The sequence below is a fragment of the Bacillus cereus group sp. N8 genome (genome assembly GCF_016483685.1).
GTDB lineage: Bacteria > Bacillota > Bacilli > Bacillales > Bacillaceae_G > Bacillus_A > Bacillus_A proteolyticus.
Genome location: NZ_JAEHBK010000043.1, coordinates 1 through 23,258, shown reverse-complemented (window position 1 = coordinate 23,258; position 23,258 = coordinate 1). Strand labels below are relative to the sequence as shown.

The following is a 23,258-nucleotide window of genomic DNA, read 5'->3' as shown; positions in this document are numbered from 1 at the left end:
AAGTGGACCAAGAAATCTTGGGTTTTTACCAGATGCTTTTTCTACAAATGCATGTTGGCCTTGATTTATCACAACTCTGGTCTTTCCTTCGTCTAATTGTGCTTGTGTAATGTAAAGAAGATCGTGTTCTGAGACATTTGCTGCATTAGGGTTTAAATCTATAATTGCACCTGCTTCAGTAATTTTAAGCTGCTGCCCAGATCTTAGTTGATGAATTTCAATTCTTCCATTTGGATAGCGTACTTTAACCGGTTTAAGAAAATTCGAATCACCTTGTGTATGATACATGGAAATATTAAATTCCCCAGATGTAAAATTAGGAGCCTGGTAAGTTTCGTTTTCTGCATATACATCAATGTGAGTGCCTGGGTCTGGATTCTCTGGGGTTATTCCAAGTGCTTCATAAGTGTCTGCTACAGCACCTAATACAGTAATAGTTATAACTAATACCGCACCTACCCCTGCGCTAGCCTTATTTTCTGCAATCGGTGCCATAGAAAAAAGAATTCCTAATGCCGCTGTAGCAGGAATTATCTTCTTTCAAATTCCATTTTTTTTAAATTTCTTTTTCATTCCGTTCTCCTCTCTTGGTGAAATTAATCACTTTTGAATCATCTAAAATTAATGTTCTGAAGTTCATCTTAGCTTAGATACCTTTCGAATTTCTTGCATAAGTGTTACAAAAGTCTTTCATTGATTTTAATTTGTAATAAGGAAAGTATTAAATATTAATGTGAGGAGATCAAAATACATATTAAGAAAATAAGTATTAACAAGTGTTAAAATGGTTACAGCGTGTTGAAAATGGAAGACATGTACATATTGCTTAAATAAAGGAGCAGCAAAATATAATGTTGCTTGAGATGCATTTTTAATTAATTAGGAGAAATTCTTGATTGTTCTTATGAGGATCAATTACATAGAGCAAGTGGTTTACAACTTCTGATTTTAGCTATTATATTATGGAATATATATCACAGCGGTTGATGCTTTGCATGCAAAAGGAGTGGATATTCACGAAGAATATGTACAACATATATCTCCATTTGGATGGGAACATGTTACGTTAACAGGTGATGATGTTTGGAACTTAAACCCAAAAACAAATTTCAATAATTTAACGAATTTACCGAAAGAATTCTCCTTCCTCAAGCGTGTGAAGGGCAATAGCCCAACGGTAGGTGGGAGATGAATTCCGGTTTGGCATAGCCAAAAACTTTTGATAAACTAGCTATATGAAGTTCTTTGATAACTTGATATATGAGGTTGCAGGAAGAAAATAGAGTGCGAAAACCAAGCCATTCGGTTCCTGTGTAAAATATCAACCGTACCAAAAGAGCGTCCAAGCGTTGGACATCTAGGGGTGGAACACCCCGAAGTAACGCTCAGGGAGACGAAAGGTTACTTTCGTCGTGGAACTGAGAAGCTCCCACTTCAAGCTTTACTAAGTGGCGAATAGTTCACGACCATTACGAGATAAAAAGTCTATAAAAAATCGGTAAAATAAATAACCAGTTCCTTAACGTACAGGGAACCGGTTAAAATGTGTCCAAACGTACAATTTTCTTTTTTTGATAAGGTGACCTCATGCCCATCAAGTTAATATTTTTGCACCAGAACCATAAAAAGCACCTTCAATATTTGAAGGTGCTTTTTAACGCCTTTCTAAATTTACGACCAAAAGAAAGAACCATACCTGCAAGAACCATCAATACACCCATTGCTGCACTGTTATTTGTACTTGCACCCGTTTTTGGAAGCTCTTTATATGTATCTTCTTTTTTATCAGTAGTACTATTGTTTGAGACATTACTGTTACCAGTATCAGAGGCATTGCTGTTGTTAGTACCAGTACTGCCATTATCAGAACCGTTATCGTTGCCTGAACCATTATTTCTGTTATTAGAACCGTTACCATTGTCCTTATCTTTCACAACTACTTTTTGTATTGTAGTTACCTTATTACCTGCGGAATCTTTGACACTATATATTACTTCATAAGTACCGGCTTTAGATGTATCTACAGTTCCTTCATGCGTTACTTTAGAAGTAAGGTCACCACCTTCTTTATCAGTAGCTGATACTCCTGCCATTGAGGCGAATTGATTCCCCTCAATAATTGTTGTTTCAGCAGGTACTTTTAGTACTGGTTTTTCATCTTTAACTTCTTCTCCAGCTTTAACCGTTACTGTTTGTTTCGCAGTTACTTCATGACCTTTAGTGTCTGTAACTGTGTAAGTTAATACGTAAGTACCGGCCTTAGATGTATCTACCTTACCATCAACTGTTACTTTAGAAGTAAGGTCACCGTCTTCTTTATTAGTAGCTGATACTCTTGCCATTGGGTCGAATGAATCTCCTACATTAATTGTTGCCCCAACAGGCACTGTTAATTTAGGTTCCATATCTGGAGTTTCTCCATTTTCCTCTACAATTACAGTCTGTGTAGCCGTTGCATTAACCCCTTGGGAATCGACAACCGAGTACTCCACAATGTAGTTACCTGGTTTAGAAGTATCTACATCGCCTTTATGTTTTACTCTATTTGTTAAATCACCATCTTCTTTATCAACAGCTTTTACGCCTCTCATCGGGTCGAACGTATCACCTACATGTAGTGTAGTTGTAAACGGTACAGTTAACTCCGGCGCTTGTTTTTCCACAGCTTTTTCTTTTTCTTCCACTGTTACCTTAATTTTTGCTGCATCAAAAGCTTTTTGGACTGCTTGAGCTTCAGCCGAGTTCGCGCCATATTTATTTGTTGCAACTCGAAGGCATGCTGATCTCAATTCAAAGAAATCAGAAGTCATGTTTAGTTCATCAGTGTTTGCATAATAAAAAATATCAAACATTTTATCCTCGCCAATACCTTTTACAGTTACACCGTTATGAGTGCCACCTTTTGCAATTAAATATGCAACTTTATTAATAATACTTGAGTTGAAATGAACGCCTCCATCATCCTCTCCATTTAAATTAGTATATTTACTATAATCATCTGGATATGGTACTCCATTTGAATAATTGATTGAAGATGGATTTTTCATATCACGTAAAACTAATCCAGTTTGTTCTCCTATTGTCCAGTTAAAATTCCCATTGTTTATATATTTCTCAATAGCCGTCCCCATAATATCCGATAACGCCTCGTTAATCGCACCAGATTCTCCGGAATATTCAAGATTGGATTCGCTAGATGTAACCGCATGTGTAAATTCATGTCCCGCTACGTCAAATGCCTTCACCATAGGATCTCCATATACGAGCATACTACTATTATTAATATTAGCACTTAATGCATTTTTCCAATTTTTTGGATCGTTCGTATCCTCAGAATCCCAAGCGTGTACAACTGAAACTACTTTTTGTCCCTTATTATCAAAACTATTACGCTTGTATTTATCTTTATAAAAATCAAATACTTTTGTCGCTAAGTAATGGGCACTTACCGCTTTTGGATCATTAAATGTTGTTGAAGTGCTAGTTGCTAGTGTGCCAGGATAATAGCTTTCCTCTTTAGTAATATCCCTGTAATTCACATCATATGTTTCAATTCCTTGCCCCCTTGAATAATCAGCAAGTGCATATTCACCATTACTTTGTTTAGAAATACCAAATGTACGAGATATACCGAAAGCATCGTTTCCTGTTCCAGTTAATGATGCAAGATTGCTTTTTCTACTTTCCTCTAAGGCATCAACAAGCTTCTCACTTGCTTTTAAATCTGATTCTTGTACCATATTTTTTAACATTTCACCATTATGAGCATTCACTAAATAAGTTCCAGATACATATTTTGGTGTTACTGCAGCAAATGTAACCTGGTATGCATTACTGGCTTGTCCATTATTTTCATCAACAAAAATAACTTCCTTTACTTCTGGCTCAGAAATAAACTTGATATCATTCCCGTACTTCGTATAAATATATTGTTTCGCTTTTTCTTGTGATAGATTAATAGGCTTCTTTAAATCTTCTTGTTTTAAATTTTGCGCACTATCCCCTGAAACACTTTTAATAACACCCTTTTTATCTACGTGTGCAGTCAATCGATACCCATATACTTCTTTTCCTTCATATGTTTGTTGCATACGCACAAGTGTAGTCCCATCATACGAACCGCGTTTTTGAAGAACCTTATAATCTACTCCCATTTCTCCATTCACTTGTTTTGGAGACAAAGCTTGCTCTGTCTTTTCCTTAAGGGCATCTTTTACTACATTCTCTGGTGCCTTTTGTGATGGTTGTGTAAGTTCACCTGTACGGAACGAATCCTCCTGAATTTGAACTTGTAATTGATCTGTTTCCTCTGCATGACCTACTCCATATGGTATTACAGCTGTTAAAGCTAATCCTGTTGTTAATGCAACTGTAGCTGTTCTTTTTTTATTTTTCATGGTATTTACCCCGTATAATTTTCTGAAGTATTAAATCTATAAAATTATACTGTCTATTCCTATTGAAATAAAGAGAAAAATGAAGAAATTATAGTCGATGGACATGGGGTCACCATACAAAAAAAGAAATTTGTACGTTTGAACACATTTTGGACACAAAATAACCGGTACCTTGTACGTTAAGGAACCGGTTATTAATGTTACGAATCTTTTACTAAATTTAGTAATAATGAACTTAATTTTTTTACATTGACATACTTGGTAAAAACTTCGCTATTAATACAATAATTGCCGCAAAGAATACCGCTTTAATAATGAATAGAATAATAATTGGAATCAATGCTTTCACTTTACTTAATCCAGCTGTAACATGTAATCCAAGCCAAATTAAGACTAAATTCCATACATAGAATATTTCAATTGTATTACCAATTCCATATGCAAATGTACCTTTCGTAAATAATAACCCTAAACTCGTATATTGGCTCATTCCACTACCAAAGATTAGACCTAAACTTGAATTAATAAGTCCACCAATAATAAGGACAATATTTGTATAAGCTACAATATTCAATAAGGTTTTATAAGGCGTATCATTACCAAAGAACATCATAAACATTTTATAAATAGCTGCTATGAATAGTGTTCCAACCATCGCACTAGCAAAGCTTGTTCCAATTCCAGAAATAACTTCTGATGTAAGTGAACTTTGTCCAGCCATTTCACCTAATTCTTTTTTCATTTTAAGCATCTCAGGTGAGGTATACATAACATACGCATTTAAACCACCTAGAAGCCCTTGTAACAAGGCTACTAAGAGGAACATCCCCCAAACTTTCTCGTTTGTTTTCATTCTTTCAAATTGTACTCCAGGAGATGTAATCATTCCAAATAATGATGGCTTTTTCGCACCTACATCTTGTGTATTAATATTCGCTTTCATTATAGCGCCTCCTTCTATTTACATATTCCTTTTAAAGGATGGTAAAAACAATTAACTCAAACAATATGTATGTGTAATAGAGATATTTATCTTTACTACACTAGTAAACTATTCGTAGCGGAGTGCTTCAATTGGATCTAATTTTGCAGCTTTATTCGCTGGAATTAATCCGAAAATAATACCAAGTGTCATTGAGAATAATACGCCTCCGACAACAACTTCCCACGAAACGAGCGGTGGCCATTTTGCGAATGCGGAGACAATATATGCTCCGCCATATCCAAGACCAATTCCAATTAAACCACCTAGAAGCGTTAACATAACGGCTTCAATTAAAAACTGTAATAAAATTTTATTACGCGTTGCTCCAAGCGCTTTACGTATCCCAATTTCGCGCGTACGCTCCGTTACAGATACGAGCATAATGTTCATAACGCCAATACCACCAACAACTAATGAAATACCTGCGATACCACCGATGATCATTGTCATAATATTCGTGACTTTAGAAACGCCCTCTTGGAACTCTTTTAAGTTCACTAATTCATATTTACCTGGAATTTCACTCGGCTTACGACTATTTAATATTTCAACAGCTTTTTTTCCTGCTGATTCTAAATTGTCTACATTTTTAGCTTGAATTGCGATACTTTGAATTTCATCTGTTCCGTATAAAACAGGCCATAAAGTGAGAGGAATCAGTATTTCCTCAGTTTCAAATCCCATAAATTCATTATCTGATTTATAGACACCGATAATTTGCACCGGCTGTCCTTTCATTTCAATAATTTTCCCTACTGGATTTTCATCTTTAAATAACGTCTCTTCTGCCTTCATACTAATCATCACAACGTTATTCCCTTGAGAAATATCTGATTCATTTAATGAACGGCCTTTGACCATTTTCACTTTATTTACTTGAAAATATTCACTATCTAGTCCAATAACATTAATCATTGCTTTTTTATCGTTTATATCAAGTGTTTCCATCGTACTATTCGTCGTAATAACATGGGCAACATCTTTTACCTGTTTCACTTCAAGAATATCTTCTTCCGTTAATTTTGGTACTTCATGCCCACCTATAGCAAACTCATCATTAATATCCGGCTTAAACTGAATTGGCATAAGGTTATTACCAGAACCAGCGATTTTCGACTTCAGCATCGCTTCCCCGCCCTGCCCAATCGCAACGACAGTAATAATAGAACCTACACCGATAATAATACCGAGCATCGTCAAAGCTGAACGCAGTTTATGAGCTAAAATAGAAGATAGGGCAATTTTTATACTATCTAGTAAACTCATACTGCACACCTTCTATCTTCAGTAATTTTCCCATCTCGCAGTACAATGCGGCGAGATGAATAAGCTGCTACCTCTTCCTCATGCGTAACCATAACGATTGTCGTTCCTTCTGCATTAAGCTTCGTGAAAATATCCATAACTTGTTCACCAGACTTCGTATCAAGCGCACCCGTCGGCTCATCAGCCATAATGAACGTTGGATTATTCGCAATCGCTCTCGCAATTGCTACACGCTGTTTCTGTCCACCTGATAACTCACTAGGTAAATGATGCACTCTATCTGCTAACCCTACTTTGTCCAGTGCTTCCAAAGCACGCTTACGGCGCTCAGCTTTCTTCACCCCACCATATACGAGCGGAAGTTCAACATTTTCCACCGCTGAAAGACGGGGCAGTAAATTAAAATGCTGGAACACAAAGCCGATATATTCATTACGAATTAAAGCTAGCTTTGACTCATCTGCTGTTAAGATATTCACATCATTCAGCATATATTTCCCTTCTGTTGGGCGATCTAAACAACCGATAATATTCATAAGCGTTGATTTACCGGAACCAGACGGTCCCATAATTGAAACAAACTCACCACTCTGAATCGTCAAACTAATACCATGCAAAATCGGTACTGCCAATTTCCCTTGATAATACGTTTTAGCAATATTATTTAACGTAATCATTTCTCTTTCACTTCCATTCCGTCATACACGTTGTCGGAAGGATTTTTAACCACCTTTTGCCCCACTGCCGCGCCTTCAACAATCTCTGTCCAGTCTCCATCAGTAGCGCCTTTTTTCACATTTTGTTTATGAAGCTTCCCTTTCTCCTCAATATAAACAAATGCATCATCGCCTTTTTCTACAATGCTCTTACTTGGAACAGCAATCATCGTCTTATTTTCTAAATTTACTTGTAAAGAAACGTGATAACCTGGAGATAAACCATCTTGGCTATCAAGACTCGCCTTATATGTATATTGAGACATATTTTGAGTTCCCTCACCAGTTGCTTGAGCCATCTCTGCACTCGTTGGGAATTCACTTACTTCTGTAATTTTACCTGTCCACTTCTTCTTATTATTTGCTTTCGCAGTTACAGTAAACATTTGGTCTTTTTGAATTTGTGACTTTTGAAGCTCTGTTAAAGTCCCTTGAACTTGGAACGGATCTTTAGAAGCAACTTGTAAGAATGCTTTCCCTTGGCCACCTAAAGCTTGAGATGAACTTTGCGCTGCATCTTTATCTAACTTTTGTACAACACCTGTAAAATTACTATAAATCGTAAGTTCTTTCTGTTTTTTACTTAACTCTTCTTTTTGTAACTTTCCTTTTTCTTTTTCAAGATCAGTTGTTTTTTGTGTCATTTCTAATTCGCTTACTTGCTCTTCCATTGGGTCTGTTACTTCTTTCCCAGCTCCACTATCTTTTGCCTTCTTAATTTCGTTCTTCAATGAATCAATTTTCTTTTTCCCTTGATCATAACGCATATCAGCCATCTTCTGATCAAGCTCAGCTTGTTTCACCTGTAAATTAATTTCTTCATTATCATAAGAGAATAATTCCGTTCCCTTTTCTACCTCTTGTCCTTCTTTCACTGCAATATCTTTCACTTTTCCTTTAGTTGGATCCGCATAGAAGCTTTCAATATTCCCTGGCTTCACCTGACCCGAAATTAACTTCGTATTATTTAGCTTACGCTCTGTCACTTTCTCAAAACTTACAGCATCCGTCTTCGTTGTATCTTTCTTCTTACCTTGCATAACAAAAATATTAACCGCCGCAACGATAACAATTAGTACAATAACCCCGACAATAATCCATTTTTTTTTCTTATTTGGAGTACGAACTGTATTTGGTAACATAATCTTTCCCCTTTCAAAATTAAATATTACTAAACATATAGTAATTAAATAATATAACACGAAAAATACTCATAACCAATATGTAATATTGCATATAATTAGATTAAAAGATTTTTATAAGAATTAATATTTAGTTAAATGAAGAAAGCAATTGCAGGAAAATTTAGTTCTGGTGCAAAAACTCTAAAACTTTTGCAAATAATCTCTTAAACTTGGACATACTGATAGTATTACTATTACTCTAGAAAAAGGTGTGTGATCGATATGGAAAAGGAAAATTTGTTCAAATGGAAGCATTATCGGCCGGAACTACTCTTATTAACAGTAAGGTGGTACCTACGGTACAATTTGAGCTTCCGTAACCTGGTGGAAATGATGGAGGAACGAGGCTTATTCATAGCTCACACAACGATTATGCGATGGGTTCATTAATATAGACCTCAATTAGAAGAGAAAGTACGATATCACCTTAAATCAACAAATGATTCATGGAGAGTCGATGAAACTTATATTAAAGTGAAAGGGCAATGGATGTATTTATATCGTGCTGTTGATTCAGAAGGGAATACCATTGATTTTTATCTAAGTAAATCAAGAGATAAACAAGCAGCCAAGTGCTTTTTCAAGAAAGCCCTGGCTTTTTCGTACATTTCGAAACCTCGTGTGATAACAGTAGATAAAAACCCTGCCTATTCTGTAGCGATTCAAGCGTTGAAAGAAGAGAAACATATGCCCGAAGGCATAAATATAAGGAAAGTTAGATATCTTAATAATCTAGTGGAATAAGATCATCGTTTTATTAAAAAACGTGTGCGTTTTATGTTGGGGTTTAAGTCATTTAAAACTGCAACTTCTATATTGAGTGGTGTTGAAGCCATGCATATGATAAAAAAGGGACAGATTGATTTACCGAATCAGTCTGTCCAAAATCAAAAAGAGTTCATCTACCAAGTGTTTGGACTTATAGCATAAAATACGATTTCACTAGGAATCTACTATTATCCGCGTTTTTCTTCATATATTTGCACCAGAACCGAAAAAGAATCCCTTATGATGTCTGGGATTCTTTTTCTTGTTTAAAATTTTATCAGACAAATGATCTTCACATCAATTTATTTTGATATAAAGATAATTTGTCTGATAATTTTTATAAATAATTGCGGAGTAATAAACTTACATAAATGCTTTTAAAAGTTCTTGAACTAATGGAATTGCCCCACCTATGAATTTTAAAACTGCCATTGCGATTTCCATAATCATTTCCTCCTCTTTTGTTGATGCTAAGATGTTATTTATCTTTATGCTTTTATTATAGTAAGCACTTATATTTTTATCTATATGTTTTAATATAAAATATTACATATATAAGACAACGAAGTATCACATTTACGTATTAAGAATATGTATTGGAAATTAAGTGTTCCCTCAAACAAAAAAGAACTTGTGGTTCTTCTACAAGTTCTTTTTGATAGTACTAATGTTAACGGTTAAACAATTTAAACAGGTACTAAGACCAAATCCATTGATCATCATTATTTTGATTTGAAGTTTTCGATTCTTGAATTTTTTCGATGCTGTTTTCTATGTTCCAATTTATAGAACTTCCGCCCCATTGTGCAAATTCCATATTATTCACTTTAACTTTGTCACCGACATTGAGCTTTTGTCCCTGTGTTAAGTAAACTTCTAGAATTTCATCTCCACCGTTGATTTTAGGATATTTAACAAGTACATAATCTATAGGCACATTTACGTATTCATCAATTTTTCCTTTTTTACTAACTTCTCCTATTACATAATCAGGTCGACCATTTTCTTTTAAATGCATTCCTGGTGTTAATGATTTATTTTCAATAGAATTTGCAATCATATATTCAGTAAAATTGCGCATCATTGTACCAGTAACTTTTACTTGATCTCCTATTTTTACATTTGGTATAGAATCAAAATTGATACTGATAGGATCTGTATATTGTTTTGATTCTACAAAAATAACATTATTACTAATCTCAACTACGTGACCTTCAATTGTTGATATATTTGATTCAATAGAAGCTGCACTAGCTTTTGTTACTTCTATGCCTGGTAAATTTGTTCCTGCAAGTGCTGCTACTCCTAATGCACCAGCTAAAACGATTTTTTTTATACCCATTTTATAACATCTCCATTCATGTTTTAATTTTAATACTAACCTTACTGTAACTATTATAGTTACATCGATAATAATTATCAACTATGGATTGTATGCAATCTTACATATTTGAAAAATAGAACGTTAAAATTTAGTGTTTTAAAAATGAGTGTAAACAAATATTCAAAAGTTTACTTTTGAGAAAGGTAAAAAGAGTCCTATTAATTTAGGGCTCTTTTTCGTTTTGGGGTAATTCTAAATTCTTAAGTTGATGGGCATAGGGTAGCATCACATCGCTATCAGGATAAGAAAAGCAAATACCCCCAAACGAGAAGATTGACATGTCCAGATGAAAATGTACAATTTTTTGTTTAGGGGGCGTTATAAAGTTTTTAAGTTGATATGAGGTATCACCAAGTGAACTACTCGCCACTTAGCAAAGCTTGAAGTGGGAGCTTCTCAGTTCCACGACGAAAGTAACCTTTCGTCTCCCTGAGCGTTACTTCGGGGTGTTCCACCCCTAGATGTCCAACGCTTGGACGCTCTTTTGGTACGGTTGATATTTTACACAGGAACCGAATGGCTTGGTTTTCGCACTCTATTTTCTTCCTGCAACCTCATATATCAAGTTATCAAAGAACTTCATATAGCTAGTTTATCAAAAGTTTTTGGCTATGCCAAACCGGAATTCATCTCCCACCTACCGTTGGGCTATCACCCTTCACACGCTTGAGGAAGGAGAATTCTTTCGGTAAATTCGTTAAATTTTTACGAGCAGTAATACGCCCTTATAATGATGATATAATAAACCACTCAACTTCATTTTCTTTTTATTGATGGGATTGCGCATTTGAAATTGCATTATATAAAAACTGTGCATACTGTTCACGTGTTACGTTCATATCCGGAGCAAATTTCCCTTCTCCAACTCCTACTGCAATATGGTTCGATTGCACGGCACTAATCGCATCTTTTGCCCATGAATTTGCTGGAACATCGTTGAAATTATGTTGCGCCTTTACATCTAATCTAAATGCTTTCTTAATAACTTGTGCCATTTCTGCACGTGTTAATGTAGCTTTCGGTCTAAAGTTTCCTTGATCATCCCCTTGGAAAAATCCTAGCTTAGTTAAAGCCAATATTTCCTCAGGAAACATTGTTGAATTTCCATCGATATCTCTGTATGGATTTTCATATTTATCTTGTTTTTCTATATGCAAAGTACGGTAAATTAATGCAGCTACTTGTTCACGTGTTACATTATCACCCATACCAAATATCCCATTTCCATAACCTGCAATAATTCCTTTATTCGCTAAATCATGAATTGCATGAAATGCCCAGTGTTCTTGTGGGACATCCTTAAATGTAGTTCTATTTACTCCTGCATCGATTTGCAAATCATTTTTTATTACATCCCAAAGTGGATTATCTTGACGCTTTGGTTGCCCCTCTTCATCCCATTTTATTTTTTCTGTTCCTAATTCATAATTCATTCCTGTCCAAGTATCTTCACGGAATGCATAGAATGATTTATGCCATCCTTTCTGATTGAATATAGAAATTAAGTCTTGCATGTATTGAGGTGCTCCGGGAACGGTACGATTAATTCCAAATTCCTCAGCAATGATTCGATTAGATGGTACATGATTTTCCTGAGACCAATTTTGCACAGGCTGTAAGAATGTATTTAATCCATCTTTATCCCACATCATAGGTGTTTCTAAATCTCCTACTTTTACAATTCCAGGATATTGATACTCTTTATTTTGATTTTCACGTTGACTTGTTAATTGATATGGCTCATACATATGAAATGCATACAATGTCTTATTATCTTTAACTGGTTTAAGATATTTAAAAGCCCAAGGTGTGGCATATAGACCTGAATCTAAAATAATAGGTGTTTCTTTATCTACTTCACGAATTGAAGTAACAACTTTTTGATAAAATTCATTTAAATCAGCTGGGGTTCCCTTCACTTTTGAATACCATTTCTCATAATCTTCCGTCCAAAAATCATTATATCTATTTTTCTTAGATGTTTCTGGATGTGGTTCATTGATAATGTTGTAACCAACCACAGCTGGATGATCTTTCAATTCAAACGCAAGGTCTTTCCAAAATTGGCTTGCTTGTTCTTGATATTTCTCTTCTTCCCAAATTCTATCATCATTCTGATTATTGTTAAATTGACGCCAACGATCACCAGGTAATGAAAGCATTGTAAGTACAACTTTAATCCCTTGTGATTGTGCAGCATCTAAATCTGCTTTCAATTTTGCTACATCCTCTTCCACCAATCTTTGATAATTATCTGCATTACCGATAAGAAAATCTTTTCCTGATGTATCTGGTTTGTCTTCAAATAAGAAATCCTTATCTTTTGCCCATTTATCAGGTGCTAAACGAACATATTCAATATGAGCTTCCTTTGCACTTTTGTAGTTCTCAGGTAATGAAGTGCTATTCATAAAATTAGTACCTGTTCTTTTAGAATTCCAAAAATCCATTTTGGAACCTGCACTTTTGTATGTCTCAGCTTTCACATTCATTTCTTGTATCCCTAAGCTCATCATGCCTATTAATGCGACTATCGGTATGATTTTTTTCATAACTTCTCCCTCTTTCCATGTCAGTTTCTTATTATAAAATAAATCACTTATGTTACAGGAAAGTGACAATGTCAAAAAAATTAATTTATCAGCATTGGCAGGTAAAGAGGGAGCAGACACAAAAACAGGCTGTGGAGAAAGTCTTCTTCACAGCCTGAGAACAAGTTATATATCCAAATATGACTTGTTCCTTTCACTATTTAGTTTTTATCGTTTGTTATAGTTGATATAACTAGGGTCATTATAAACCCACTGATTCGTTTCAATTCTTAGCCAACCATTCTTTTCTTCATATACTGTAACTTTTTCACCTTTACTTGCCTTTCTAACAATAGAGTAGTTTGTACCTGCTCCACTCCGAACATTTACCCCAATACCATTTATTTGAGCTGTTCCAATTGTATTTTGAACACTACCGGTTTCAATTACTTGAAGCATGTTTAGAATGAATGATGCTGTTTCACCACGAGTTGTTGTTCCTTTAGGGTCATATTGATTGTCACCCTTACCTTTTACAATACCTAGTCCATACAATCTTTGTACGTCTTCTTTATAGATAATTTTGTCTTTGTCTGAGAATGGTAAGTTTGCAACTGGCCCCCATAGACCTTTATACTGTAAAGCCTTGTTTACAATAATTGCTGATTCTTCTCTTGTAATAGATGTGTTTGGGTCAAAATAACCGTCACCTCTACCTGCAATGATACCTGCACTTGCAGTGCGTTTAATACCATCTCGTAAAGTTGGGTTTGCATCGTTTAGGTCTTTAAATGAAGTATCTCCAGCGGGCAAGTTTAGAGATTTAGAGATTAATTGAGCAAATTCGGCTCTTGTTACCGCTCTATTAGGTGCGAAAACACCGTTTCCTTCCCCTGCCATAATACCCCTTCTATTTAGCTCTCGAATAGCCGGCTCATACCAACCTCCTGTAATGTCGTCTTTTGGTTGATAAAGATTATTATAATATCCTCCAGCACCATTTACGAATGCATCCCATTGTCCATTATTAATCATGTTAGCAGGACAATTTTTACCGCTCCACCTTTGATGTTTTACGATGTTATTTAACGGTACACCAGTTTCTTTCATTAAATAAGCTACAAGTTTCTTAGCGTTATCTACTGCTTTACTGTAGTTACCATCGCTGTTAACCGCGATTTCAATTGCAATAGACTCTCTATTACCCGGGCCATTACCGTCTCCTGCGTGCCACCCGTTTTCGTTTAATGGTAAGTGTTGATAAATCTCTTTATCGTCCACTGTAAAGTGCCATGATGCAGCTCGGTCTGTGTTCCCTACTGCTTGGTTATATAGGTATTGAGCGTGGTTCCTAGCACCTGCTCCTACACTTGTATTATCAGTCTCATGAATTGTAATGTACTTTGGACTCATGTAGTTTTGAGGACGAATATTATCGTTACCTGCTGGAACAATCCATTCAGTGAATGGAACACCGTTTATTGTACTAGAAGTGCTAGGTGATGCGGAAGACAGACTACGTTTTGTTCTGTTTGAATTGTTAGGAACAGTTAATGTACCTGTTTCTTCATGAATACCTTCTGAACGTTGAAGACTGTCTGCTTTCTTATTATCGACAGTACCTCCACCACGTCCGTCTACCTCTTCAAAACTAGCTTCAATACTTTTTAGAGCCTGTTCATCTGATGTTTGAAGTTGGTCTGTTTTACCTTGTTCCTGAACGCTTGTAGGTTGCTTATTGTTTACTGATTGTTGTTCCTCTGCAAACGATACCAATGGTGAAGATAATACCGTTAATCCTGCCGTGAATGCTACTACTTTTTTATTAAATTTAATGTTCATTTCTAACTTGGTATATCTCTCCATCTTAATAGATATACCTTCCTCCTTATACCTCTTTTAGTGTGAATAATAGTGTGAATAATAGTGAGAATAGTAGTGAGAATAATGGTAGTCTGAATCCCAAGAATAACGACTTAATTTTTCATTCCATATAATCAACCAAAATCTATAGTTTCTCCTACATATTTCAGTGTTATAACATAACACTAGGGCTCCTCCCACTACTAAGACAAAAGAAAACCCAACATAGATTTTTCTTTTGTCTTAGTAATGGGAACGCTTCAATCAGAAACCGAAGAGAATGATAGAGACTTATATTGTTCTCCTTTGCGATTTCAACCATACCATACATGATGGCACTCCCTCTAGTACATTTGCAAAAATATAGAATAAATAAGCTTATAATAACAAAAACTCAAAATATATATCAAGCAATTTTTTTGAAAATAGCATTTTTGTTACTTTTTCGTAACTACTATAGGCATATATATATGTTATAATTTATAAACTTTTGCAGACGCCCCCTTGCAAATCCCTATCTTTTCTACCCTTTTTGTCCCTTCGATTCTGTTGCAAAGTTTTTAAAAGTAAGCTAAACTTTTGCAAAACAGAATGAGGAGAATCATAAATGGGATATTTTAAAGGAAAATAGTTCAAACAAGATATTATTTTGGTAGCCGTCGGCTACTACTATCGTTTTTCTTTAAGTTATCGAGGTGTATCTGAAATTTTGAAAGAACGTGGTGTATCGGTCCATCCCACTACTATCATGCGATGGGTTCATGAACATGGAAATCTCATTTATCAGATTTGGAAAAAGAAAAACAAATCTGTGCAGCTGTCTTGGCACCTGGATGAAACCTATATCAAAGTGAAAGGCGAATGGCGTTATCTCTATCGAGCAATTGATAAAGATGGACACACATTGGATATTCAGCTTCGCAAAAAACGAGATCATCAAGCGGCTTATGCCTTTATGAAAAGACTAGTAAAAACATTAGGAGAAGCAACGGTTCTCACAACAGACAAGACTCCCGCGTTACTTTGCGCGTTCAATAAATTGGAAGAGCAAGGCTTTTATAAGCATACCATTCATTATACAATCAAGCATTTGAATAATCTCATCGAACAAGATCATAGACATATCAAGCGACGTTTTTCCAAATCCGCAGGATTTCAAAGTCTTCGCCATGCTTCACGTAACTTGAAAAGCATCGAAACTATTCATGCCCTATATAAACAAAAACGAAGTTTGCAACAACCAAACTTCGTTTTTCGACGTACAATGAATTAGAGAAACTATTCAAAGTTGCATAAACTCTACCTACTAAATTAGGATTTTTTTGTTTATATAAAAACTTTGCAACAGAGCCCGTAAAAGAAAGATTTAGTTTCATTTATGTTAAACTATCATATTTTTTATAAATTAATTAGGATATAGTTCACTTAACATAGTATGTGGGTTCTTATTCCAAAATCTATCTAATGGGGTTCTTAACCCTTGATTAATTATCCACCTTCTACTATACACCCTTATTAGTTCTTCATTAGTTAATTTTTCTTTTTCCTCTATCGTCCATTTCAATGCTTCCAATGCTTTCTCCTTTGTCCAAAATCCACGAGGGGCCCTATTTAATTCCCATTCTTTAAATTTCCCTGGATACAACTCGTGTAGCATGGCATATGGACTATTTTTCCAAAATCTCTCTAATGGAGTTATTAACCTTTGATTAATCATCCATCTTCTACTATAGACCTTTGTAAGTTCTTCATTAGTTAACTTTTCTTTTTCCTCTATCGTCCATTTTAATGCTTCCAACGCTTTTTTTCTTGTCCAGTAGTTTTTAGGTGTTTTCTGGAATTCCCACTCTTTAAAACATCCAGGATATAACTCATTTATCATACTAAATGGACTATCATTCCAATATCTCTCCAATGGGGTCCTTAAGCCTATTTCTGAAAACCAAATTACACTAATTTTTTTTCTTATCTCCTCATTATTCATTTGTTTTCTTTCCTCTATCGTCCATTTTAATGCTTCCAACGCTTTTTTTCTTGTCCATAAACGACTAGGAGTTTTTTTAAACTCCCATTCCTTAAAATGGTCTGGATATAATTCATTTATCATTATGTAAGGACTACCTCCCCAAAAAATTTGGCAAGGCGAACTCAAATTATGATTAGATAACCACCGAACGTTATAAACCTCCAATAGTTTATTATCTGTTAACCTTTCTTTTTTTTCTATCGTCCATTTTAACGCTTCCAATGCCTTTTCCTTTGTCCAATAGTTCCTAGGTGTCATTTGAAATTCCCATTCTTTAAAACAATTTGGATAAACATCATTTATCATTACATATGGGCTATCATGATATTTAACGCTAAGTAAACCACCTAATTTATATTTAATAATTAATTGGGATTTCCAACTCTTAAGAATTGTTTTTTTATCCCACTTTAAAACTTTTTCTATAAGATACTTGATTACACGTTTTGCTAGATTATTATCTTGATCATCACTCCATGTACCTTTGGGAAATCTGTTCCTTTTACTGTCCAATATCTCTTGGTATATCTCTTCTATTTTTATTACCATTACAACCCTTTTCTCTCTTTCTATAGTGATTTTTACAGTAAACGAGATGAAAATCACCAGCAATTACAAATTTATTTCTAAGCAATAATCCACCTATATTTTAAGTGCTAATAGGTGAATTTTGTTCATAATTAATATATATAATTGAACCCCTTATTCCCCCTCGATAAGGGGGAATAAGGGGTTCAGCCCATCAAGTTAACATTTTGAAGTTCCCCCTTAACGAAAATTCTGTGTTTTTTATAGGAACGAAGTTCATTTTTATCGTTTTGGGGGCAACCTGTTCTGTTAGGTTGATGGGCGTGGGATACAGCCATAATTACACATACAGAAAAAGAATCCCTTATGATTTCTGGGATTCTTTTTCTTGTTTAAAGTTTTTTCAGACAAATGATTTGCACATCAATTTATCTTTGATATACAGATCATTTGTCTGATAATTCCTATAAATAATTACGGAGTAATAAGCTTACATAAATGCTTTTAAAAGTTCTTGAACCAATGGAATTGCTCCACCTATGAATTTTAAAACTGCCATTGCGATTTCCATAATCATTTCCTCCTTTTTAATATTATGATGTAGTAAATCTTATACTCTCATTATATTAAGTGTATCAACTCATATCAATACATTTTAATATGCAATATTTCATCTTAAAATCATGCTTAATACTGTTATAATAGAATAGGTAAATTCTACATCATTTTTCGATATACTAAACAGCTAATGAATACATAAAAAAGGAAGAGAATTTTAAAAATTCTCTTCCTTTTTTATGTATTCATAGGGGTCACTATATGGGGTTTAAAATATGTCGTTTTAATTTAACGCTTTTATGATGTTATTTACAAATATTTTATCGATTTCATGTCCTTGGTTTGTGTGTTCTGAATCCATAATTATTCCTTGTGATTTCTCTTTGTCAATCCACAAATAGTATGTTTGAGTTGTTCCACTTAAAAAGTGAACATTTACTTTGAAATTTGGCTTGTGTGTACTAGATGTATTTGAATGTGTATGCCCGATATGGGTGATAGCGTTCACGAATGCTCCAACATCAAATTGTTTTACGAATATGTAGGTCTTATTCCCCTCAACTTCAATAAATTCAATAGATTTATCTTTTATGGAGTGTACTCCTTCACCGTCCTTCGCTGTATTATGAAGTATAATACCATCTTCTGACTGTTCGCAATCTCTTAGCATATATGCCACACCATGTGTTTCTTGAGGAGTAACGAACTTCTTACAAATATCCTTTCTATAGTCGTTTTTGTACTTGTGAGTAAAAGTAAATTTCTCATCTTGATAAGTTACAGTGTTTAAACTCGGTACTTTTGCCTCCTCGTCAATGAAATAATCTTTAATTTGTATTTCGTCACTTTTCTTATCTTTTACATTTTGAGAAAGTGTTTCAAATCGTTCTAGATTTCTAGATTTTTCTTTATATAAGTGTAAAACAATATCATTTTTGTTTGCTTCAGTGTATGTCTCTTCATCTCCATTAATAAATACAATTAAAGCAGCGATCGATAAGCATAATGCTCCAACAATTAATGTTTTCTTCAAATTGAGTTCCTCCCTAAAGGATATTATAAATTTAATCATAACAATAAATGACTATTCTTATTAAAAAACTTAGTACTTCGAATAGGTTAAGTTTAGATCACATATCTCTAATCAGGTGATTAATAAACATGCATGTAAAGTTAACATAACGTCTCATTATCGGTAGCAAGGATAATGGAGAATCCCTGCTATTCTTTTTTTGCATAAAATCTTGTATAAAAAGTAGTTGGGTTATAGTGCTTTACTTAGGATAGCACCCGCATTTTCGGGATCCCACCCCTTTAAAAGAATAATTTCAACAAAATATAGATTTTAATTGCAAATAAAGAATCTGAATTTTGTTTAATACTATTTTTTACGAAACAAGAGAATGGTAAAATTTTCTTGAATATGGATCCGTTGGAAGGTTGTTCGTAATGAGATTCAATAAATATACCGTAATATTCATTTTTTTAGCTATTGCTTCAAATTTCGCCTTATCCATGTGGCTCAAACAAGGACTTTTAGGTGTAGTTATTGCTATTATTTTCTTATTAATCGCTACATGGACTACAAAACAGCCTACAGACGACCAGCATAAATGAACGAAATAACTTAACATGGTATAATAATTAATGCATTAAATTATAGGAAACAATTAATTTGGATGGGAGTCCAATGTTATTAAAATTAAAGTGGTTATCAAGTCGGAGGAAGGCACCTTAGGGTGTCTTTTCTTTTTAAAATATATAAGCGCACCAGAACCGGTTCATGAATATGGAAATCTCATCTATCAAATTTGGAACTAACTTCTCCCTAAACATTGTTCCTCATTTACCAACCTGGTTATGTTTTTTCAAACTTTGCAACAGAGCCACATTGTTTTAATTGAATTTCGTGTTATACTTCTATAGGCATCTGATTTTTATTCTATATAAAAGTATGTGAAAAGCCATTATCAATTCGATAATGGCTTTTCTATTTTTCATGAAGATCGATTATATGGCATGAGCAATAAATTTAAAGGAGAATTATAAAATGATTTTTCCAAGTAACATCAATACGTCTTATGAGTATTCAATTATAGAAATTCAATGTTTACCTTGTATTTCTACAGCACCCGATTTTTATGATAATTTTGTACTTATTTGTAGTACTTATCTTAACAAAAATGATAAAGCACATGGTCATACTACATTTGAAATTCAATCTATAAAAGAACTGTCTTATAATAATCCAAATGTAAAAAATGCTAAGAAGTTTGTATACCAAGGTGGGTCTTTGAAAATAAATGATTTTGTAACAATTACTCAAGCGGAATCAGACTATGATACGAAATTCATAGCGAGACTTTCCTATCAATATCATAGCGATCAAGAGAGGGAATATATACAAGAGCAAGATTTACTCTTATTTTCCATTTCTGAAGGGCCAAAGGGGCAATTGTCTAATATTCCTTATTTATATCTTCCTCCGGATTTTAAGAAGTATATAGAATATTATCAGGCTAAGCACGATTCTGAAGTTCTTCACACTGCTTACTCAATATTAGAACATTTCACAAAAGAACATGATTATTCAGAATCTTTCATTAATCAATTTGAAACTTTAAAAGAAAAACAAAAGAATAAATCTCTTATCTTGTACGATAGCTTTTTACGGAATCAATATAAGAAAATTTGATTTATTTTCATAGAAACATCAAAAACCCTTTAAATATTATACAAAATATGCCTATTACTTTAAAAAAATGAAGAAAATGCATAAATGCATAAAACTATATATGTATTTTGTAGTATCCTAGACTGTATCTGTCTAAAAGTCTTTCATAGTACATTTTTGACACTCCCACCCCTACCTAAAGGGGCAAACTGACATAGGTCAGTGGGATTCTTGCTACCAAAGACCAAAGGCGAAGTCCATTTTTGGTATCGCTGACGTGCAAGATTGCGATTTGCTATCACCACTCCCATGACAGACCGTATAGGTTCTCCTTATGCTTTAGCGTCTAGTACTTGACGACATGTATTGTTTTACGCACGAAGTGAAATTGATTCGTGCAACCTCATACAATATTCATTTTTTAGAGAACATTATTGTTTTAGAGTCTTTTGCATGACTTTGAGGCCATTTTAACACGTTTTACTACGCAAAAGCGATACTTTCACCCCACGCTTAAAGGCGGACTTAAGTCCTGCAGGGGCTTTCTCGTATCGTAAATCTATAAATTTTAGTTAAAAGATACCACTTGTTTAATAAACTTAGTGAAGTAAAGTTAATTACTTTAATATATTATTAGGAGAGAGTTTATGAGTAAAAAACTATTAAAATCAATAACATCATTAACGATGGTAGGAGGTGCATTGTTAGGAACAAGTAGTGATCCCGTAAAAGCTGAAGTCCAGTCAGGGGGAAATTCAGTTGTATTTAATGATGTTCCCAAAAACCATTGGGCAAATAATGCCATTACGAGCTTAGCTAATCGTAATATTATCGGAGGATATGGAAATGGAGTGTTTGGCCTGGGAGATAACGCTACTCGTGAACAGGTGGCAGCTTTAATTTATCGTGTGCTAGCTCCTGCTAAAAAAGGAGGCACTCTTAATAAGGACAACTCTTTTTATATTATGCAAGATGGGTCTCAGCTTAAAAATCCATATAAGGACATTAATAAAAACTCAACAATGTTCCTAGAAGAGATTCTATTTTTGACAGACATAGGAGTCTTTAAAGGGGATCAAAATGGGGCATTTCGACCAAAAGAATCATTAAGTCGTGCAGAAATGGCACAGGTCATCAAGACTGCTTTTAAAGTTCCTGTGTTAAGTAAACATACTTTTAATGATGTACCAGATAATTCATGGGCGAAGGACGCTATTAGTGCCGTACAGTCGAATAAAATTGCATCAGGTACAGGTAATGGAGGTTTTGAACCAAATAAAACTGTAACTCGTGAACAGTATGCACAGTTTTTATTTAATGCATTAAATTATAGGGAACAATTAAATACACAAAATCCTGATGTGACAAAACCAAATAAAGAAGATACGGGTGTACAAACTGAGGTACAACTATTAGAAGCTTATAAAAAAGACATGAAAAATTATATTAATAATCATGAAGAAGATATAACTATAACATATAAATCTAAACAATCTAATATTAGAGAAGTTATGGATACACTTGTTAAAGCATATGATGAGACAGTTGATTCAAATGAATACATGAAATATAACGTTGCAAATACACAATATTCTATTCGTGGTATTCCAGGAGATTATGTATTTACATTAAAAATTACATACCGTGAATCAAAAGAGCAAATGAACTATGTAAAGACACAAGCAAAATTAGTTATCACTTCTATTGTTAAAGCTGGTATGGATGAACATGAAAAAGTAAAAGCGATTCATGATTATGTCGTAAAACATGTTTCGTATGATACTTCTTTCCAGGCTTATACGGCATATGAAGCTTTAGCAAACCGTTCTGCTGTTTGTCAAGGATATGCATTATTAACTTATCAATTGTTAAAAGAGGCAGGAGTAGAAGGTCATATTGTAACAGGGACTGGAAATGGACAACCTCATGCTTGGAATCTAGTGAAAATTGAGGGGAAATGGTACCATCTTGATACAACCTTCGATGATCCAATTCCAGATGTAGAAGGACGTGTAACTTATTCATACTATAATTTATCTGATGAACAAATTGCTAAAGATCACCAATGGGATCGTAATCAATTTGCGAAAGCAACAACAATCTATAATAATGAGTTAACAAATAAAATTCAGATCGGTAGCCCGAAAGCAATGGGATATCAGAAAATATTAACGGATATCAAACGCTAATATGAATCTATGTAGTTTATTAATAAAATTAAACAATGAACAAACGATAAATTGAGGTCTGTGTAACAATGGACCAGTACTAGATAAAAAAAGAATCCCATAAACATATATGTGATATGCTCCCCCTTAGGTAGACAGATAAAAAATAAAAATCTGTTTATCTAAGGGGGCGTTTTTATGTCACGAATA

Annotated in this window: 13 protein-coding genes and 4 pseudogenes; 6 read left to right on the top strand and 11 right to left on the bottom strand. The window is 34.2% G+C overall.

The annotated features are described in order from the left end of the window. A pseudogene (locus JDS80_RS27565) lies at nt 1-534 on the bottom strand (cell wall-binding protein); the annotation flags it as partial. A gap of 245 nt (nt 535-779) precedes the next feature. Here JDS80_RS27565 and JDS80_RS27560 point away from each other — a divergent pair. Further along, nucleotides 780-1,192: pseudogene (locus tag JDS80_RS27560) on the top strand (Tn3 family transposase); the annotation flags it as partial. Nucleotides 1,193-1,634: 442 nt separating this feature from the next. Here the strand turns inward: JDS80_RS27560 and JDS80_RS27555 are convergent. The 5 genes from JDS80_RS27555 to JDS80_RS27535 all read right to left on the bottom strand — a co-directional run bounded on the left by JDS80_RS27555 (nt 1,635) and on the right by JDS80_RS27535 (nt 8,506). Further along, the gene (locus JDS80_RS27555; protein ID WP_199640490.1) at nt 1,635-4,397 is read right to left on the bottom strand and encodes a M4 family metallopeptidase; all 2,763 of its coding nucleotides are present in this window, start codon (nt 4,395-4,397) and stop codon (nt 1,635-1,637) included. Between the two features lie 244 nt (nt 4,398-4,641). Continuing rightward, the gene (gene yknW / locus JDS80_RS27550; RefSeq protein WP_098890361.1) at nt 4,642-5,340 is read right to left on the bottom strand and encodes a YknW family membrane protein; all 699 of its coding nucleotides are present in this window, start codon (nt 5,338-5,340) and stop codon (nt 4,642-4,644) included. Between the two features lie 108 nt (nt 5,341-5,448). Then, nucleotides 5,449-6,648, bottom strand: coding sequence for an ABC transporter permease (locus JDS80_RS27545; RefSeq protein WP_199640489.1), 1,200 nt, complete (start codon nt 6,646-6,648; stop codon nt 5,449-5,451). After that, on the bottom strand, nt 6,645-7,325 hold the full coding sequence (locus JDS80_RS27540) for an ABC transporter ATP-binding protein (RefSeq protein WP_000631631.1): 681 nt from the start codon (nt 7,323-7,325) through the stop codon (nt 6,645-6,647). Before JDS80_RS27540 ends, JDS80_RS27545 begins: the two co-directional genes overlap by 4 nt. Then, the gene (locus JDS80_RS27535; RefSeq protein ID WP_199640488.1) at nt 7,322-8,506 is read right to left on the bottom strand and encodes an efflux RND transporter periplasmic adaptor subunit; all 1,185 of its coding nucleotides are present in this window, start codon (nt 8,504-8,506) and stop codon (nt 7,322-7,324) included. The genes JDS80_RS27540 and JDS80_RS27535 overlap by 4 nt, the downstream gene beginning before the upstream one ends. Before the next feature lie 264 nt (nt 8,507-8,770). Here JDS80_RS27535 and JDS80_RS27530 point away from each other — a divergent pair. Further along, nucleotides 8,771-9,478 (top strand): annotated as a pseudogene (locus tag JDS80_RS27530) (IS6 family transposase). Nucleotides 9,479-10,013: 535 nt separating this feature from the next. On the opposite strand, the gene JDS80_RS27525 reads toward JDS80_RS27530, so the two are convergent. The 3 genes from JDS80_RS27525 to JDS80_RS27515 all read right to left on the bottom strand — a co-directional run bounded on the left by JDS80_RS27525 (nt 10,014) and on the right by JDS80_RS27515 (nt 15,073). Beyond that, nucleotides 10,014-10,658, bottom strand: a complete 645-nt coding sequence (locus JDS80_RS27525) for an ATP F0F1 synthase subunit alpha (protein ID WP_071746704.1) — start codon at nt 10,656-10,658, stop codon at nt 10,014-10,016. 809 nt (nt 10,659-11,467) lie between these two features. Further along, entirely contained in the window at nt 11,468-13,252 is a 1,785-nt protein-coding gene (locus JDS80_RS27520; RefSeq protein ID WP_199640487.1) for an S-layer homology domain-containing protein, read from the bottom strand. A gap of 207 nt (nt 13,253-13,459) precedes the next feature. Further along, the gene (locus tag JDS80_RS27515) at nt 13,460-15,073 is read right to left on the bottom strand and encodes an S-layer homology domain-containing protein (RefSeq protein WP_199640491.1); all 1,614 of its coding nucleotides are present in this window, start codon (nt 15,071-15,073) and stop codon (nt 13,460-13,462) included. 664 nt (nt 15,074-15,737) lie between these two features. On the opposite strand from JDS80_RS27515, the pseudogene JDS80_RS27510 reads away from it, so the two are divergent. Beyond that, nucleotides 15,738-16,390, top strand: a pseudogene (locus JDS80_RS27510) (IS6 family transposase). A gap of 109 nt (nt 16,391-16,499) precedes the next feature. Here JDS80_RS27510 and JDS80_RS27505 read toward each other — a convergent pair. Next, nucleotides 16,500-17,669 (bottom strand): DUF4046 domain-containing protein, encoded by a 1,170-nt coding sequence (locus JDS80_RS27505; RefSeq protein WP_071747026.1) that lies wholly within the window; start codon nt 17,667-17,669, stop codon nt 16,500-16,502. 820 nt (nt 17,670-18,489) lie between these two features. After that, nucleotides 18,490-19,239: a YhfM domain-containing protein gene (locus JDS80_RS27500; protein ID WP_199640486.1), complete on the bottom strand. Its 750-nt coding sequence runs from the start codon at nt 19,237-19,239 to the stop codon at nt 18,490-18,492. A 416-nt stretch (nt 19,240-19,655) separates the two neighbouring features. Between JDS80_RS27500 and JDS80_RS27495 the strand changes: the two genes are divergently transcribed. The 3 genes from JDS80_RS27495 (at nt 19,656) to JDS80_RS27485 (ending at nt 23,069) form a co-directional block, all read left to right on the top strand. Continuing rightward, a complete protein-coding gene (locus JDS80_RS27495) occupies nt 19,656-19,823 on the top strand; it encodes a hypothetical protein (RefSeq protein ID WP_199640485.1) in 168 nt (55 codons plus the stop codon). A gap of 433 nt (nt 19,824-20,256) precedes the next feature. Further along, complete coding sequence (locus JDS80_RS27490) at nt 20,257-20,901, top strand: hypothetical protein (protein WP_071747019.1); 645 nt, start codon at nt 20,257-20,259, stop codon at nt 20,899-20,901. A gap of 626 nt (nt 20,902-21,527) precedes the next feature. Next, nucleotides 21,528-23,069, top strand: coding sequence for an S-layer homology domain-containing protein (locus tag JDS80_RS27485; RefSeq protein WP_199640484.1), 1,542 nt, complete (start codon nt 21,528-21,530; stop codon nt 23,067-23,069). The last annotated feature ends 189 nt before the right edge of the window (nt 23,070-23,258 follow it).

Excerpts from the sequence above, each read along its gene's own strand:
- JDS80_RS27555 (WP_199640490.1), bottom strand. The coding sequence starts at position 4,397 with ATGAAAAATAAAAAAAGAACAGCTACAGTTGCATTAACAACAGGATTA.
- yknW (WP_098890361.1), bottom strand. The coding sequence starts at position 5,340 with ATGAAAGCGAATATTAATACACAAGATGTAGGTGCGAAAAAGCCATCA.
- JDS80_RS27545 (WP_199640489.1), bottom strand. The coding sequence starts at position 6,648 with ATGAGTTTACTAGATAGTATAAAAATTGCCCTATCTTCTATTTTAGCT.
- JDS80_RS27540 (WP_000631631.1), bottom strand. The coding sequence starts at position 7,325 with ATGATTACGTTAAATAATATTGCTAAAACGTATTATCAAGGGAAATTG.
- JDS80_RS27535 (WP_199640488.1), bottom strand. The coding sequence starts at position 8,506 with ATGTTACCAAATACAGTTCGTACTCCAAATAAGAAAAAAAAATGGATT.
- JDS80_RS27525 (WP_071746704.1), bottom strand. The coding sequence starts at position 10,658 with ATGGGTATAAAAAAAATCGTTTTAGCTGGTGCATTAGGAGTAGCAGCA.
- JDS80_RS27520 (WP_199640487.1), bottom strand. The coding sequence starts at position 13,252 with ATGAAAAAAATCATACCGATAGTCGCATTAATAGGCATGATGAGCTTA.
- JDS80_RS27515 (WP_199640491.1), bottom strand. The coding sequence starts at position 15,073 with ATGAACATTAAATTTAATAAAAAAGTAGTAGCATTCACGGCAGGATTA.
- JDS80_RS27505 (WP_071747026.1), bottom strand. The coding sequence starts at position 17,669 with ATGGTAATAAAAATAGAAGAGATATACCAAGAGATATTGGACAGTAAA.
- JDS80_RS27495 (WP_199640485.1), top strand. The coding sequence starts at position 19,656 with ATGAGATTCAATAAATATACCGTAATATTCATTTTTTTAGCTATTGCT.
- JDS80_RS27490 (WP_071747019.1), top strand. The coding sequence starts at position 20,257 with ATGATTTTTCCAAGTAACATCAATACGTCTTATGAGTATTCAATTATA.
- JDS80_RS27485 (WP_199640484.1), top strand. The coding sequence starts at position 21,528 with ATGAGTAAAAAACTATTAAAATCAATAACATCATTAACGATGGTAGGA.